This is a genomic window from Bacteroides sp. DH3716P (genome assembly GCF_025914115.1).
Taxonomy (GTDB): Bacteria; Bacteroidota; Bacteroidia; order Bacteroidales; family Bacteroidaceae; genus Bacteroides; species Bacteroides ovatus.
Map to the genome: position 1 here is coordinate 5,505,064 of NZ_CP083673.1, position 15,871 is coordinate 5,520,934.

Here is a 15,871-nt window from a genome sequence, read left to right on the forward strand (position 1 = left end):
CCCATTTTTTATCTTTTAATCAACCATCGATTTTGAATGTACTCAGGATGTTTATTCTCTCCAATTACTCTACAAGGATTTCCTACAGCAGTACTATTCGAATAAACATCTTTCGTTACTATTGAACCTGCACCAATCAATGAGTTCTCGCCAATATGTACACCTTCTATCAAACAAGTCATAGGACCTATATATACATTATTGCCAATAATTGCTTGATTACCCTCATTTGTACCTATATTACTCATCTGAGACAAATTAACATTATTTCCAATAATACACCTAATACTAACACACATGCTCATTGCATGCCCTAAATACAAACCATAGCCGATCTTAGATCCAGCATGAACTCGACAATCATACTTAAGTTTATAATGTTCATGACGCAATTTACATATAGGATAGAGACAGCCACGATAACTTGCAAATCTCAACCAAAACAAATGTTTAAGTGCCCTATCACGAAATGACTTTAACCATATCACCCCAAGACTATCGACTCGTCCATAAATCCTAAAGTAATCACTTTTCAGGAGTTCAAGACAGTCTCTGTAACTTGTGGGAATAGGAATATCTATTTCGCTCCCGTTTCTAGTTTTGTAGTGTTCAAATTTCATAGTAATTTATTTTTTTAAAATCCTCTTCGCTAAAGCAGCAGCCACATTCACCATTTTACTCGCTAACGGATAACGTTTACCAAGTACGTCAACAACAATCACTCCTTTGTAAGAATTCAAAGTATGAAATGACTGACTCAATTCAAGATGAGGTGATGCCATTCTTCTAACTTCCCTAAAGACCCATTTTCCATCAACAAAAGAGGTTTCTTGCAAAGAGATAGCATGACCATAATTGGTATTACTCTCTTGTGCAGGACGATACACCTTTCCATTAACTTTGAAAAAATACCCAGCCATTCGAGCAATACGCTCTGGAAAAATGCTACTCGTCACATATACAAACTGTTGCTTCGTGTCACTCCACTCATATTGGTCAAGCTGAAAGCCATTTGCATACTCGGCTTGTGTTGTAAATAATTGAGGTTTCCCAAACAAATCTGTAAATACAGCATCTGTTAATGGTTTGTCAGACAATTCATGAATCAATGTCATGTCGTCATTTATAGGATTATACTCGTAGATATTAAGTACACCATCTTCACTGTTTTCTGGATAAACATATATTTTATCATCTTTACGATATATAATAGGAAAACTCAGATGTCCTGGACGTTCCAATATCACTTTCTTCTCTATAACGTAATTGTTCCTCCTGTCAATCACTAACTTCGAGATTCTTCCCTTAGAAATCTTCTTCGTCACTTCCTCCACCAATACTATGATAGTATCATCAGTTACATCAAGAATAAACGGATCAGCAAACCAAGAATTGGGGAAATTATGAGTTACAAGAGTTAGTTTAAGTTTATCACCTCTAACAATACCTTCAAAAGTATTATCCAAGAAACCGATTTCCCAATGAAGAGAAGTCAGCTCTTTATACAATTTCCGCAATGCATTCATAAATAATAGAATTTACAATCGATTCCTAAGTGTTGTTTTGAGTTCTCTAAATAAACTATGCCAAAATGGCTTTTGGTCTTCTTTAAAGTAGGTAATAAAGCATGTTGTACGTCGATAATTTCGCCACCACTCTTTCAATGAGAACTCACGTTTCAGCATGCACTTAAAATAATATATTTCCGGCATTAAATAAGTAGTGCTAACAGTGGACACCGACAACTCTTTTTGCCAATCACCTCCAGAATAATACAAATAGTAAATATATGGAATATTCATACCAGCCGATGTTTGGCAAATTGCATTTCCATCATTTCTGAAATTTGTTTCTGTAAAATAGTTCTTACCCGTTGACTTTTCTTTCAAAAACTCAATGCTGAAGGTTCCTGAATAACCAACCCTTTTAATAAACTCTTTAGCCTTACTAAGTGTATCTAAGAACTCCGGTTCAACCTGATCAAATTTCAAAAAGAAAGTATTATCTATTCCGTTAGGACGATCAATATGTGTACGCCCTGAGATAATTATATGTTTTCCATTATCCATTGAGCAACCTAAAAACTGAAATTCAAAATCCTTTATTATAAACTTTTGAATCTGTATAATCGGACAATGCTCAGAATTCGCTAAAAATTCCTCCAATTCTTCTCTTTTCTTACAAATTTTAATATTTTTTTTGCTTCCCTCCACACTTGAAATAGCCTTGGTTATACATGGAAACTCAATATCTGTAGGCACTTCCCTATCAGATACCATCCACGTACGAGGAACATCAAGCCCAACCTCTCTTGCAAGATCAGACATATATTCTTTACTCATTTTACGTTCCAAACTTCCTGGCATATTTGTTACTGGAAGTATAAAAAAGGGACTTAGCCGTTGAACAGAAGAATCAAGCACAGAAGATATGTTATCATACGATGAATACACTATCACCTTGTTTTTTGTATCAGAAAAATGTTTTAGCATTTCATCAACCACTTGTTCTGGTGATGAGCATACCCAACCTTCTATTACGTACCTACTTTTAAGTACAAAGCTGTTTATATTTTCGCCAACTATAAGCACATAAGAATTGAGCCCTTTTTGGCCGAGACTCTCAACTATACCAAGAGTATTATGGTGGTCTGCACCAATTACCAAAACTTTATTCTTCATCTGACTCTATTTATTATATATTTCAACATATTCTTTAGCAATTACATTCCATGAACCTTTTCCTAATCTTGCACTCTCAGCTATATTCTCACTCATCTGCTGAAGAAAAACAGGATTATCAAGATATGATTGTATTGCATTGGCAAGAACATCTACATCCTTAGGAGGAACAATTATTCCTGTCTTACCATCATCAATCATCTCAGATAACCCACCTACATTGGTAGCAATTACAGGAGTATTCAGAGCAAATGATGAATATACTACTCCACTCTGTGTTGCATCAGTATAAGGACACACTGTAAATAATGCACCACGAATTAGATCAGCAAGTTCATTAAGTTCTATAAATCGATTAAAAATCTTTATATAATCATATTTCTCATACTCTGAAGCATCGAAATACATTTCTCCACTACCTGCAACAATGACTTTTACATTAGGATGGACTTTATGCACCCTTTCCATCGCCCGAAAAAGATATTCTATCCCCTTATATGGAGAAATACGTCCAAAGAAAAGTATATAATTCTCTTTTTTCTTGTTTACATCTCCAAACATACGAAGCATATCATAATATCCTAAATGCGATGTGAATATTCTATCTTTAGGCACATTGTATCCTTTTGAGAATACATCCACTTCGGCTTTATTGAGAACAATAAACTTCTTGACATACCACTTTATAATCGAACGACGAATATCCTCTTTCCTATCATCTTCCCCTGTATGAGGCTTTCCGTCATGAATTGTAACGACTAATTTATTTCTAAAGAACCACAATGGCACAAAATGGAATAATGATGGTGTTTCAATATATTGAATTATATCATAGTTACCCTTTTTAAAAAAGGACAAAACATTCATCGCTAGCATAAAACTACTCCAACCAAAGCGGCCCACTGGTTCGTTTGCTATGTAAATATTCTCAATAGGGACATAAGAAGAAAATATTTTCAGCTCAGAATAAGCTGTTAACGGGAATATGCCTCTTTTAGGAATAATCTGATTAATATTGAACACTGTAGATTTTAAAGAGCGGGGGGTCATAGAATATAACACAGTCACATCATGACCTTGTGCTATAAGTGCTTTTATCAGTGGAAAATCACAATCACCAAAGCACGTACGAGAATAATAAAGTATTTTCATATTTAGACTCTTAGCCTATTTCTAGTGAAATGATAATCTGCACAAGGAATAATCGTCAATAGCATCATATACGGATTAAGATAGTTTGACTCTAAAAGTCCCATTACGAACAAGATAATTATACACATCCTCGATACAAGATTCGTATTACGAAAAAGTATTATATAAAAAAGACCGTATAGCAAAGCACCAATATAACCAAGAGATAGTAGAATAGTTTGTACACCATTAGCGTAAAAAATAAAATTTCCGTCATACATCTCTATTCCAAATCTGTTTCGTGCATCAGGAATACCAATAATCTGTTCATCAAAAGTTAGCTGATCAAACATTAAATAACCTCCGACGACTCGAGTAAAACCACTCGCTCCTTCAGTAGAGAATTCTTCAGTTCGTAAAAGCATCTCTTGTCCCATTTCACTTCCAACATACATGTATATTAAAGCAATAATTAATGGAACGAACAGCATAATCATTATAAAACGTCTAATAATATTCGCATTCCAAAATATGCTGAACATTTTCACAGCAAAGAGAATCACCAGTCCGACCATTCCGGAACCAGACTTCAAAGCTACGAGAGAGAAGATGATAAGAATACCCTCCTTATTCAACCACTTTTCCTGTTTATTAGTTTCAAACCATATCAAAGCCAGATAGCTCACATAGTAATAAGCCATATATGATGGTTCAAGGAATATCGAACATGGACGCGGACCTGACATCTGATGGGCAACAAGTTCTGCATACGACATCCCCTCATAAGTAAATGCACCTGTGAGATTTGGTACAAAACAAAATACATGAGAACCTGTGGCTAATTTCAAAGAAAACTGCACCCAAAACAAAGCAGCCGAAATTAGAACCACCCATCGCATATATCTCTTAATCAACTGAAAATCAAAAGATAACACACCTCCTATAAGAGCAAGAAAGAATAAAAAGAAAAGCCATCCACCCGGAGGAATCAGAGTCCATAATTCAAAATGGTGATGATATATCCATATCAGACAAATATACACAAACAAAAGCCAGAATATAATAGGAACCACATTAATTTTAAAATTGTTTCTAACTATAATATATGTTGACAAAAACAATATTAAAGTGTACCCCAAACCAACTGGAAATGGAATCTTATACCAAGCCAGTATCGGCAACAACGCAAGAATCATCATAGATGCTTTGCGAAGCCATGGCTTACAGTTGCTTTGTATATTTATACAAGCAGAAATCATCGTTATTTTTTTAATTGATTGAGAACCTGAATCATCATATTTGAATAACTTTGGTAATACCTTACAGCAAAAGCCTTCTCCTTAACAGCATCAAAAGACAAAATAGCATCCATGACAGTAGATGCTGATGTAGGAGAATAATCCTGACCAGATATAAAAACTCGATACTTCAATAAATCAGCTGCACTCAGAATATGATAAATCTTACTTGATTCTCCATTAGTCCATTGACCGTCAAGCTTCGGAATTCCGTAATTGTCAAAACAATAGAACGGGACACCATTAGCTATAGATGTCACAATCGGATGCATATTGTTTCCTACATACCCTTTCGAATACTTAATCAAAGCATACCATTCTAAAGGTGATATAGTATCACCTGCTGTGTATTGAATATCGCCAAAGGCAGACGCATCAGCATAAGGCAGTTTTACACATACAAGACCATTTTTATTAGCCAATTCTTGGAATTCATTAATCCAAGCCTGATTCACAGATTTCTCTCCCTTAAAACTGAGTAGAATATAGTTTTCAGGAATATTGAATTTCTTAATTATTTCTTCTTTAAAAGGTACCAAATGAGATGCATTGTGATTAAAGGCAAAGACAGGATCAGGTGTAACTTCTGGAATCATTTCTCCATCAGTAAGATATGCCACCATCTTTTGGGTCCAATCATCACGAACAGACATATAGCGAAATCCCAAAATAGACTGCTTCATCCGAGACTTAGTTCTACCCTTTATGAAAGGGTACATTGAATCCTGAGATGAACCGGATATTACCGCAATCGGAACCGGATGATCCAAATATCTATTGAATGCCCCCCAAAAACTGTTTGGATACATTCTGTCACTAGTAGGATGCCCAATATATATGATTCTCTTACAAGGGAAATGAATACGTTCACGCAAAGGATGATGCTGAATAACAGCATCGCTACCAATAATTACAGCCTCAATTCTTTCCTTTTCAATTACTTTTGCTACTTGCTTATCTGTTTCGCAAAGTTCTGTCATTGGATAGTATTGTTTTCTTATACGTACATATAAATCTCTAACCTTTAGCAGAGACCGTTTCTCGTAATCTTTACTGAAATCCTTAGGAATCCAATTTATCACTATAGGCTCATCACCCTGTTTCTTGATATATTCGACAGTAGAAAGGAGCTGCAAAAATGCGCCAAAGTTACAAGCTGCATGATATGCTAATAATCCTATTTTCATTTTATCGCTTTAGAAGATGCTGAATTTTTGATTTAATATGCTCTCGTTGACCCTCATCAAATGCAAATCTGAACATTAATACAGCAAAGAGCAAACAGTATATTGAACATACAATTACAAGCTTCAAGAAAGAATTAGACATCACAAAGTGAGGAATCATCGCAACAATAACAGGAATAACTATGATTATCATAGTTGGTTGGATAACATTCTGAATATATTCTTTGACACTCATACCTGTCAATTTATTCGCCATAAACAATCTTACACACAAAGAAATGAGTTCCAGTATCACAAAAGCTATAGTTGTATAATATACAGAATACCCCATCTTTAAAATGAAATAAGCTATAGGAACATTCATTAGTAGAAGACTTCCCATAATTATCTGATAATTACGAATTTTTCCTGTTGCCTGAATAGCAGCCATAATTCCCACTGAGTATTGATATGTTATAGATAAAAGAAGGATGTACTGAGCCAACTTCAATGTAAATGGTGGGATATCATCTTTTAGCCAAAGAGTCAAAACTTCGTTCATCTCCATGATGAAAGGAACGGCAAAGAACGCAAGAGCAAGTACAGAGAACTTTGATGAGATAAATGATATACGAAAAAGTCTATTTCTATCATTCATTCCTTCACTTTTCATTAACTGAGGATTAATAGCCTTTTGAAATGTAGCAGAAAAATGTCCAAGAGCACCATTTATCTGATTCGCAACCCCATATGCTGCATTTGCTATTGTACCTAAAAAAATATTTATAATAACTGCAACACCTTGATTCCTTCCAATCATTGCAAGACCTGCAAAAAGATTCCATCCAGTAAAGCCTACCATCTCCTTGATTATGAATTTTCCTCGATATGTATTTAATTGTATACAATAGTCTTTGTAAGCATACCGGCACCACCCATATTTCATAAAAAAAGTCAAAACAGAAATAAAGGCGACACAAGCACCATAGTAAATCAGCTTATCCCCAGAAATGTACGCAATAGAAAGCGCAACAGCAAGCATCAGTGCAGAATCAATTAACTCTATGACAGAAAAAGGCAACATATCCTCTTTCGCATTGACCAAAGCATCAAATGGAACTGATACAATCTTTGCAAAGGTGCTAAAAATAAGGAGTTGATAAATAATCTTTGCACACCACACTCGCTCTGGAATAATATTGAGTCTATCAATCGCAAATAACCCAATAGTCTCAAAAGCAACAACAACCAGCAAGCCTAGGAGTAAATGTAAAAGAAAACTTGTGTTATAAATAGAATTAATTTTTTCTTCATTTTTCTCTCCCATCGCAACAGACATAAATCGTTGGGTAGAGACAGTCATTGAGTTATTCAAAAATGAAAGCATCGCCACAACTCCTGCCACAAGATTGTATAAACCATAGTCACTCGCTCCCAAGGCATTCAACACCAACGGAATAGAAACAAAAGCAATTGCCAAGGACAGGATAACCTTAACATAAAGTACGATTGTATTAAATATTACTCTTGTTGATGTTTGCATACTTTTTAATATAAATGCGAAGTATCATCTTTAAAGTGATAGCCATACTGATAACCTTTACGTTCCCTTTTACCTATGACTTTTGCGGGGACTCCACCGACAATTGTATATGGTGGAACATCCTTCGTCACAACAGCTCCGGAAGCTACTACAGCTCCTTCGCCGACCTTAACTCCAGGAAGTATTATTGAACGACTACAAATCCAAGCATATTCTCCAATTTCGGTAAGTGCTCCTTTACCACAAAAATATTTATCGTTATAATCGTGATTAAGCGACCAGATAACAGCCTCATATGCAATAACAGCATTTTTACGAATTATAAGACCTTTTCTTGCATCCAAAAGACATTTAGGACCGATATTAACCCCATCCTCAATTATTAAACCTTTAGGATTCCTCACTGTGAATCCAAAGTAAAAATGAACATTCTTTGAAGCCTTTACGCCACTCCATCGAATGAAAAGATTTCTGAGAGTTTTACTTGGAAGACTTGGTATAAATCTCTCAATTAATGTGCTTTTAAGTCCATTTATTCCTCCTCGAATATTATTGTATATATTCCTAGCTAACTGTTTCATATATAGTATTTCTTATATTCTCTATATTTAGAATTGTCATGTTTGTATAGCAACTATCTTACAAAGTTCTATATAGTATTGAGTCCCAAAATATTTGGAGAGATTCTTCACAAAATCTAACTTCAATTTTGTACTTGAAATAAAATCTTGCACAATCCATTGCTATACATATTTTTAAGCTTTCAACGAAGATATTTCTTTTAATCTAGAGCCTGATTTGAGTACTTACAAAATATATAAAAACAAATGGAATATACAGAGGAGTAACCCAATTTATTGATTGCAGAAAAAGGCTATTTTAATCTCTACCGAAGATATCGCGTGTATACACTTTCTTTTCTACATCACTTAAACACTCATCAAAACGATTAGCAATAATGGCCTTGCATAATTCTTTAAAACGAGTAAGATCGTTAACAACTTTGGAACCAAAGAAGTTTTCTCCATTGCTAAGTGTAGGTTCGTAAATAATCATTTCTGCTCCTTTTGCTTTAATACGCTTCATAATCCCCTGAATAGCGCTCTGCCGGAAATTATCCGAATTAGACTTCATAGTCAAACGATACACTCCTATGGTGACAGGCTCCTTCTGGCCGTCATAAAGCTGGTTAGTACTATAGTCGTACCAACCAGCTTTACGGAGGACAGCATCTGCAATATAGTCTTTACGAGTACGGTTAGACTCAACGATAGCGGACATCATATTCTGGGGGACATCAGCATAATTGGCAAGGAGCTGCTTGGTATCTTTCGGCAAGCAATAGCCACCATAGCCGAATGAAGGATTGTTATAATGTGTACCGATGCGTGGGTCAAGACCTACACCTTCAATGATAGCTTTAGAGTCAAGACCTTTCACCTCAGCATAGGTGTCGAGTTCGTTAAAATAGCTTACTCGGAGAGCAAGATAGGTATTGGCGAATAGCTTCACTGCTTCGGCTTCTTTCATACCCATAAAAAGCGTGTCGATGTTTTCCTTGACAGCCCCTTCCTGCAAAAGGGCGGCAAATGTCCTAGCTGCTTCCTGTAACATAGTGACATCCGTGACAGACCGGATCGCCTTGTTTTCTTCAGCAAACTCCGGACGGTCAATGATTTTCGGATAGCCTACGATGATACGACTCGGATAGAGGTTGTCATAAAGAGCCTTGCTTTCACGAAGGAACTCCGGTGAGAACAATAGGTTAAACTTCCTTACTCCTTTCCGGGCGTACTTCACATAAAGGTTACGGGTATAGCCTACCGGAATCGTAGATTTTATCACCATTATGGCATCGGGATTCACTTCAAGTACAAGGTCAATAACCTCCTCCACACGGCTCGTATCGAAATAATTCTTCACCGGGTCATAGTTTGTAGGAGCGGCTATTACCACAAAGTCGGCGTCAGCGTAGGCTGATCTCCCGTCCAAAGTGGCAACAAGGTCAAGCGGCTTTTCAGCCAGATACTTCTCAATATAATCATCCTGAATAGGGGAAACCTTGTTGTTCAGTTTCTCCACCTTTTCCGGGATTACATCCACGGCAGTTACATGATGATGTTGTGATAGCAGTGTCGCTATGCTCAGTCCCACATAACCGGTTCCGGCTACTGCGACCCGAATCTCTTTGAAATCACGCATATTATGTTTGATTTGGTTTTATCAATAGCAGTTTATTTACCCTCCCGACTTGTATGCTTCTCTCCATAACCATAGCCATAACCATAACGCTTACCATAGCCATAATACTTGCCGTATTTACCATAACCATAATAATAGCCGTACTTCTTTTTCTGAAGATCCAAGCCGTTAATGGCGATACAGAGGTTAGGCAGTTTGTTGTTTTCCATAAGTTCATTGATCAAAGTAAACTCTGCCTTACGGGTATAATCGGCACGGCATACGTATACCGATAAATCAGCAGTACGACCTATCAGCAAGGTATCAGTTACCATACCCACGGGAGCCGTATCCAGAATCACATAATCAAAATTAGCCTTCAATGTTTCGATGGCTTTTTCCAAGCCGTCACGGGCCAATAATTCCGTCGGATTGGGAGGAACTGCTCCACCGGGAAGAATAAACAGATTCTTGTTGATATCAGAAGGTTGTACCAAATCCATCAGATTAACAGCCGGATTAGTCAAAAATTGGGTGATACCTTGTTCTTTTCTCGAAAGATTGAAAACTTTATTCAATCCCGGTTTGCGAATGTCAAGACCTACTATCACAACCTTTTTCCCTAACAAAGAAAGACTAATAGCCAAATTAGATGATACAAAAGACTTACCTTCACCACTGATGGTAGATGTCACCAGAATCACATTCTTGCCATTTTCAAGCATAAACTGAAGATTAGTACGTACATTACGGAATGTCTCGCTCATCAGGTTATTCTGATTCTCAAATACAGCTATAGAACCGGACTCTTCATCCGCCAACGGGATATCGCCAATAACAGGAAGAGAAGTTAGTTTTTCAACATCAGCACGGCCCTCAATCTTGAATTTGGTCAATCCAATCAGATAAATAATACCTACCGGAAATCCTACTCCTAATACCAAGGCGGCAAGATAGACCATCATCCTTTTAGGAGAAACCGGATTGTCGTCCGCTAACGCTTCATCAATAATCTTGGCATTATTTGCTGTAGCTGCCAAAGTGATGGCATTCTCTTCACGTTTTTGAAGTAACATCAAATAAAGACCAGCCTTAATTTCCTGCTGCCGGGCGATACTTACGAACTGACGTTCCTGGGTCGGAGCGTCATTAATGCGACGGGAATAGCGGTTCGCCTCACGGGCAAGGTCTTCTTTGGTTATCTGCAATCCTTTCAATGTAGCATCCAGCGTAGCCTGTACATTGCTCCGCATCGCACGGATACTAGTATCCAAATTTATGATCGTCGGATTATTCTCGGTTGATGTACGGAGCAAACGCTTTCTTTCAACCAACATTTCATTATATCTGTCTATTGCACCAGCTGATGCCGCATCCTGTAATCCAATATTACTTGGCAAGACCTCATATTCATTACCTTGCATATAGCGTTGCAAATCCATCACCAAATTGATTTGAGTCTGGTTTTCCACACGCTTCTTTTCATATTCAGCATTACCGGTTAAGGCTATTTGCGCCTCACTGCTCAAATCTGTAATTCCGGCGCTACGCTTGAAGTTCTCCAAGTCTTGTTCTGTACTTCCAAGTTCCTTGGAAATAATGCCGATACGTTCGTCGATGAATTCTGCGGTTTTTTGGGCTACCTCATTCTTGTCATTATTGGCATTGATATTGTACATTTCAAGGAGCTTGTTGATGAAGTCCTTGCCACGCCAGGTATTTGAGTTCTTTAACGAAAGAACAGCCACAGAAGTGGTTTTTGATGTAGGGGCTATCGACAAGGACTGGATATATCCTTTGGCCACAGACATCGGCCGGTTTATAAAAGCTTTTATATGACGCTCTTTACTTTCCTCCTTAGCCTGATTGGTCGTCAATGTATCCTTGCTTTCAAAAAAGGCGACCGTTCCCTCATCGGTCGGGAAAACAGCAGGTAATTTATCAAATTGCTTCCGATACTCTTTGTCTTTCACTGTTATCAACGCATCCATCCCACCATTGGGAAATAAAGTCATCTCCACTTCCATTGGTGCAGACAATTTTTCCGCCTCTTGTGGAGTCAAGCTCACCACTACGGGCGAGGTACGGTAAAGTTCCCTACTAGGAAACTCATCTTCATCCTTATAAGTCACAAACAGTCCCAGATTGTTAACCACTTCACGGGCAAGAGACTTTGATTTCAGCACCTCGATTTCATTGTCTACATTGTTCGACGAGGAAACGAAGCCGTCCAGCCCCATCTTTTCCAGTTCGGAGGACATGCTCGCACCACCGCCTTTCTTGTCATCCTTGATCAAGACTGTAGCAGATATATTATAGACAGGAGTAACCAGACGCAGGTAGCCCCATGCGCAGGCGATACAGATTATTACAGAAACCACAAACCAAGGCCAATGGATCAGGTAACGGAAAAGGATTTCCTGAATATTCACCTGCTCTTCCGGTTGCTCCCCCCGATTCTCTCTTTTTTCCTCAATCATATCTATATTACTATTTGAAGATTGTTACTAATAAACTTGCCAATGATACCAGAATAGAAGTAGCGGAGAACCACAAGCTGGTACTGTTACCTATATCGGAGTTACGGGCTTTTGCTTTATTAGGAGTCACATAAACTATATCATTCTGCTGTAACCAATAATAAGGAGAAAGAATTGTCTCCGCCTTGTTTAAATCCAATGTCACAATTTCCTGTTTGCCATCAGCACCCTCACGAATCAGTTTCACATTATCACGAACTCCCCAAACCGTCATGTCACCGGCCATGGCTAGAGCTTCCAACAAGTTGACTTTCTCGTTACTGATGGTAAACGTACCCGGACGGGCAACCTCACCTAATACAGATATTTTATAGTTTACCATACGAACAGTAACTATCGGAGTCTCCTTTATGTAAGGTTTCAGTTTTTCTATTATCAGTTGTTCAGCTTCTCTTTTCGTCAATCCACCCACTTTCAATTCACCCAAAACAGGAAAATTAATCTTGCCTTCATTATCTACCAGATAAGGTTGTAAAACAGGCTGAGTAGTCAATTGGGTGCTGGCAGTAGCCGCATTGGCGGGAGTAGCCACCGTCAAGTTGAACGGAACTGCAAGTTCCGGACTAGTACACGACACCACGATAGTAAGTAAGTCTTTAGGCATTATCTTTGCATCATACAAATTTTCCTGTTGATTGATGTCCTTTACAACTCCCGCATCCTGCAAATAAGGTACTTTCTTATAAGACTGGCAGGAAGCAAGCAGAAATACCGCTATCAAGCAAGAAAACAGACTTTCATACAAGCTTCGTACATTCAAATGCGTGCGCAATGATTTATTCATATTAAATGATAATTTATTTATAGAATCTTTTGTTAATTATTTCCTATTTATTCTTTATCTAATACTTCAAATCGCGGAGAATTTTTTGATTTGAACTCCGGAACTATTTTTTTCATCAACCGCACGGTATCCATGATCTTTACCGCACGCGACAACTTTTCAAATTCTGCATAAGTATCAAGAATATCAGCATATTCATACCGACGAACTTTAGCTATCATGATTTTCTTATTCTCTGTCGGAATCGTATTTTCTTTATCGCTCAACACCTCTTCATACAATTTTTCACCCGGACGTAATCCCGTAAATTCGATCTTTATGTCTTCACCCGGACGATAACCAGCCAATTCGATCATACGAGTCGCCAGATCAACAATCTTCACAGCTTTTCCCATCTCAAAGACAAAGATCTCATTACCCTCACCCATGGTAGCAGCCTCCATTACCAAACGGCAAGCTTCGGGAATGGTCATGAAGAAACGGATAATATCAGGATGAGTAACAGTGACAGGACCACCATTCTCTATCTGTTCTTTAAAACGAGGAATGACAGAACCGTTACTACCCAATACATTACCAAAGCGGGTGGTGATAAATTTGGTATGACCTTTCACTTTTCCTTCACGGATAGCACATCCCAGACTTTGAACATAGATTTCAGCTAAACGCTTGGAACAGCCCATTACATTAGTAGGATTTACAGCTTTATCCGTAGANTCCGTAGACACCATAATCATCTTTTCAGCACCATATTCCACAGCCATATCAGCCACCTGACGAGAACCGGTCACATTGACAAGTACAGCTTCACAAGGATTTTCTTCCATCAAAGGCACATGTTTATAAGCGGCGGCATGAAAAACAATTTGAGGATGATACAATTCGAATACCATACGAACGCGTTCCTTCACACGCACATCACCAATCACCGGAACAAAATCTATATTTGGATATTTTTTCTCAAACTCAAGACGGACATTATGCAGAGGTGTTTCTGCAGAGTCGAACATGATAAGTTTCTGAATTCCCATCTGCACTAATTGACGGCAAAGTTCACTACCAATACTGCCTGCCGCACCAGTNTCTGCAGAGTCGAACATGATAAGTTTCTGAATTCCCATCTGCACTAATTGACGGCAAAGTTCACTACCAATACTGCCTGCCGCACCAGTCACCAACACCACTTTTCCCCTGAATTCTTCTGCAACCTGACGAAGGTTGATATTAATTTCGGCACGACCCAACAAATCCTCAATCTTAATAGGACGTACCCACTGATGAAAGTTTCCATCAGAATCCGCTTCACTGATAGTAGGAGCTATCAATGTTTTAAGTTCATTGTTTTTACAATATTCCAGAAGGCGTTTTTCTTCCAGACGGGTATCTTCATAACGGGCAAACAGAATCCCCTTAATTCCGCGCTTCCGCATGATATAATCAACATCCGATTCATTTTCAAAGTAATAAACGGGAAGATCTGCCAATCGGCGTCGGCTGTTATTTTTGCCATATACATAAAAACCGGCTACCTTATAATGGGCACTATCCCTAAGACGTAACTTCAAGGCTACACTCTCTTCATTAGTACCATAAATAAGAATACGTGTGTTCTTTTTATTCACCCAATCCAATAAAAAATCATAGACGATTATCAATGATACACGGAAGGTTGTCAAGATCACTAAAGTCAATAAACCATCAAATAGAAGATAGGATATTTTATAATTATATGGCAATTGGGTCTCATATACAACTCCAAAAGAAATAATGACCAAACAGGCAATTTTAAATAAAACGGCACACATGATACGCCAAAGTTCACGTGCCTGTGAGAAACGAATTGTATTACGATAAGTATGGAATAATAAAGAGCCCGCAACACTTGCCACCAAAGAAACGCAAGCAAATTTACAGAGCATCCAGTCGGTCATTGGAACATGCGCCATATAATGAATTACCGCATAAGCGACCAACGAACATAATACAGAAATTGCCGTGTCAATACCTAAAATAACCCAATAACTGAAATAATTTTTGCGGNCACCAAAGAAACGCAAGCAAATTTACAGAGCATCCAGTCGGTCATTGGAACATGCGCCATATAATGAATTACCGCATAAGCGACCAACGAACATAATACAGAAATTGCCGTGTCAATACCTAAAATAACCCAATAACTGAAATAATTTTTGCGGACATATTGCACTATGTCCTTCAATGTTTTTTCCATTATAGTATAAATGAATAAAATAATATTTCGAAATTTGATTTATCTGATTGATTATGATCAGTACAAGGACTATGACTACGATTTCCATGTTGGTGTAGCCCAACAAAGAATCCCTTCATCTTTCGATACGTACATACATTTCTACACTATATCTTTTGTAAAGATATAATTCATAATACTTTATGGATTTTTATTTTTGAGAGAGGTCATCGATAAATATATCCACTGTTTGGTTACCGATGTCAGATAGACTGCCTGCTATTTTACAGACTTTCATTACATTTTTGCAGTAAAATCCCCATACCCCTATAAAATAG

The 15,871-nt window shown here is 37.7% G+C and carries 12 protein-coding genes; all 12 read right to left on the reverse strand.

Annotation, left to right across the window (positions count from 1 at the left end; all coding sequences use genetic code 11):
• Nucleotides 1–8: 8 nt before the first annotated feature.
• On the reverse strand, nucleotides 9–620 hold the full coding sequence (locus tag KQP79_RS21005) for a transferase (RefSeq protein ID WP_117809185.1): 612 nt from the start codon (nucleotides 618–620) through the stop codon (nucleotides 9–11).
• Nucleotides 621–626: 6 nt separating this feature from the next.
• Nucleotides 627–1,526, reverse strand: coding sequence for a hypothetical protein (locus KQP79_RS21010; protein WP_117809184.1), 900 nt, complete (start codon nucleotides 1,524–1,526; stop codon nucleotides 627–629).
• A gap of 12 nt (nucleotides 1,527–1,538) precedes the next feature.
• Entirely contained in the window at nucleotides 1,539–2,681 is a 1,143-nt protein-coding gene (locus KQP79_RS21015) for an ATP-grasp domain-containing protein (RefSeq protein WP_138343714.1), read from the reverse strand.
• A gap of 6 nt (nucleotides 2,682–2,687) precedes the next feature.
• The gene (locus KQP79_RS21020; RefSeq protein WP_117809182.1) at nucleotides 2,688–3,833 is read right to left on the reverse strand and encodes a glycosyltransferase family 4 protein; all 1,146 of its coding nucleotides are present in this window, start codon (nucleotides 3,831–3,833) and stop codon (nucleotides 2,688–2,690) included.
• A 2-nt stretch (nucleotides 3,834–3,835) separates the two neighbouring features.
• Nucleotides 3,836–5,071 carry a hypothetical protein gene (locus tag KQP79_RS21025; RefSeq protein ID WP_117809181.1) on the reverse strand — a complete coding sequence of 412 codons (1,236 nt, stop codon included), beginning with the start codon at nucleotides 5,069–5,071 and terminating at the stop codon, nucleotides 3,836–3,838.
• 2 nt (nucleotides 5,072–5,073) lie between these two features.
• A complete protein-coding gene (locus KQP79_RS21030) occupies nucleotides 5,074–6,297 on the reverse strand; it encodes a polysaccharide pyruvyl transferase family protein (protein ID WP_117809180.1) in 1,224 nt (407 codons plus the stop codon).
• Between the two features lies 1 nt (nucleotide 6,298).
• Nucleotides 6,299–7,819, reverse strand: a complete 1,521-nt coding sequence (locus KQP79_RS21035) for a lipopolysaccharide biosynthesis protein (RefSeq protein ID WP_004303595.1) — start codon at nucleotides 7,817–7,819, stop codon at nucleotides 6,299–6,301.
• A gap of 5 nt (nucleotides 7,820–7,824) precedes the next feature.
• The gene (locus KQP79_RS21040) at nucleotides 7,825–8,400 is read right to left on the reverse strand and encodes an acyltransferase (RefSeq protein WP_117809179.1); all 576 of its coding nucleotides are present in this window, start codon (nucleotides 8,398–8,400) and stop codon (nucleotides 7,825–7,827) included.
• A gap of 298 nt (nucleotides 8,401–8,698) precedes the next feature.
• The gene (locus KQP79_RS21045; protein WP_117809178.1) at nucleotides 8,699–10,021 is read right to left on the reverse strand and encodes a UDP binding domain-containing protein; all 1,323 of its coding nucleotides are present in this window, start codon (nucleotides 10,019–10,021) and stop codon (nucleotides 8,699–8,701) included.
• Nucleotides 10,022–10,053: 32 nt separating this feature from the next.
• Entirely contained in the window at nucleotides 10,054–12,480 is a 2,427-nt protein-coding gene (locus KQP79_RS21050) for a GumC family protein (RefSeq protein WP_138343713.1), read from the reverse strand.
• Between the two features lie 10 nt (nucleotides 12,481–12,490).
• Nucleotides 12,491–13,324, reverse strand: a complete 834-nt coding sequence (locus tag KQP79_RS21055; protein ID WP_117809176.1) for a polysaccharide biosynthesis/export family protein — start codon at nucleotides 13,322–13,324, stop codon at nucleotides 12,491–12,493.
• A 47-nt stretch (nucleotides 13,325–13,371) separates the two neighbouring features.
• On the reverse strand, nucleotides 13,372–15,387 hold the full coding sequence (locus KQP79_RS21060) for a polysaccharide biosynthesis protein (RefSeq protein ID WP_264386646.1): 2,016 nt from the start codon (nucleotides 15,385–15,387) through the stop codon (nucleotides 13,372–13,374).
• Nucleotides 15,388–15,871: the final 484 nt, after the last annotated feature.

Bases quoted from the DNA above. Each gene is read 5' to 3' on its own strand.
- KQP79_RS21010 (WP_117809184.1), bottom strand. From the start codon at position 1,526: ATGAATGCATTGCGGAAATTGTATAAAGAGCTGACTTCTCTTCATTGG.
- KQP79_RS21045 (WP_117809178.1), bottom strand. From the start codon at position 10,021: ATGCGTGATTTCAAAGAGATTCGGGTCGCAGTAGCCGGAACCGGTTAT.
- KQP79_RS21035 (WP_004303595.1), bottom strand. From the start codon at position 7,819: ATGCAAACATCAACAAGAGTAATATTTAATACAATCGTACTTTATGTT.
- KQP79_RS21020 (WP_117809182.1), bottom strand. From the start codon at position 3,833: ATGAAAATACTTTATTATTCTCGTACGTGCTTTGGTGATTGTGATTTT.
- KQP79_RS21050 (WP_138343713.1), bottom strand. From the start codon at position 12,480: ATGATTGAGGAAAAAAGAGAGAATCGGGGGGAGCAACCGGAAGAGCAG.
- KQP79_RS21025 (WP_117809181.1), bottom strand. From the start codon at position 5,071: ATGATTTCTGCTTGTATAAATATACAAAGCAACTGTAAGCCATGGCTT.
- KQP79_RS21030 (WP_117809180.1), bottom strand. From the start codon at position 6,297: ATGAAAATAGGATTATTAGCATATCATGCAGCTTGTAACTTTGGCGCA.
- KQP79_RS21005 (WP_117809185.1), bottom strand. From the start codon at position 620: ATGAAATTTGAACACTACAAAACTAGAAACGGGAGCGAAATAGATATT.
- KQP79_RS21015 (WP_138343714.1), bottom strand. From the start codon at position 2,681: ATGAAGAATAAAGTTTTGGTAATTGGTGCAGACCACCATAATACTCTT.
- KQP79_RS21055 (WP_117809176.1), bottom strand. From the start codon at position 13,324: ATGAATAAATCATTGCGCACGCATTTGAATGTACGAAGCTTGTATGAA.
- KQP79_RS21040 (WP_117809179.1), bottom strand. From the start codon at position 8,400: ATGAAACAGTTAGCTAGGAATATATACAATAATATTCGAGGAGGAATA.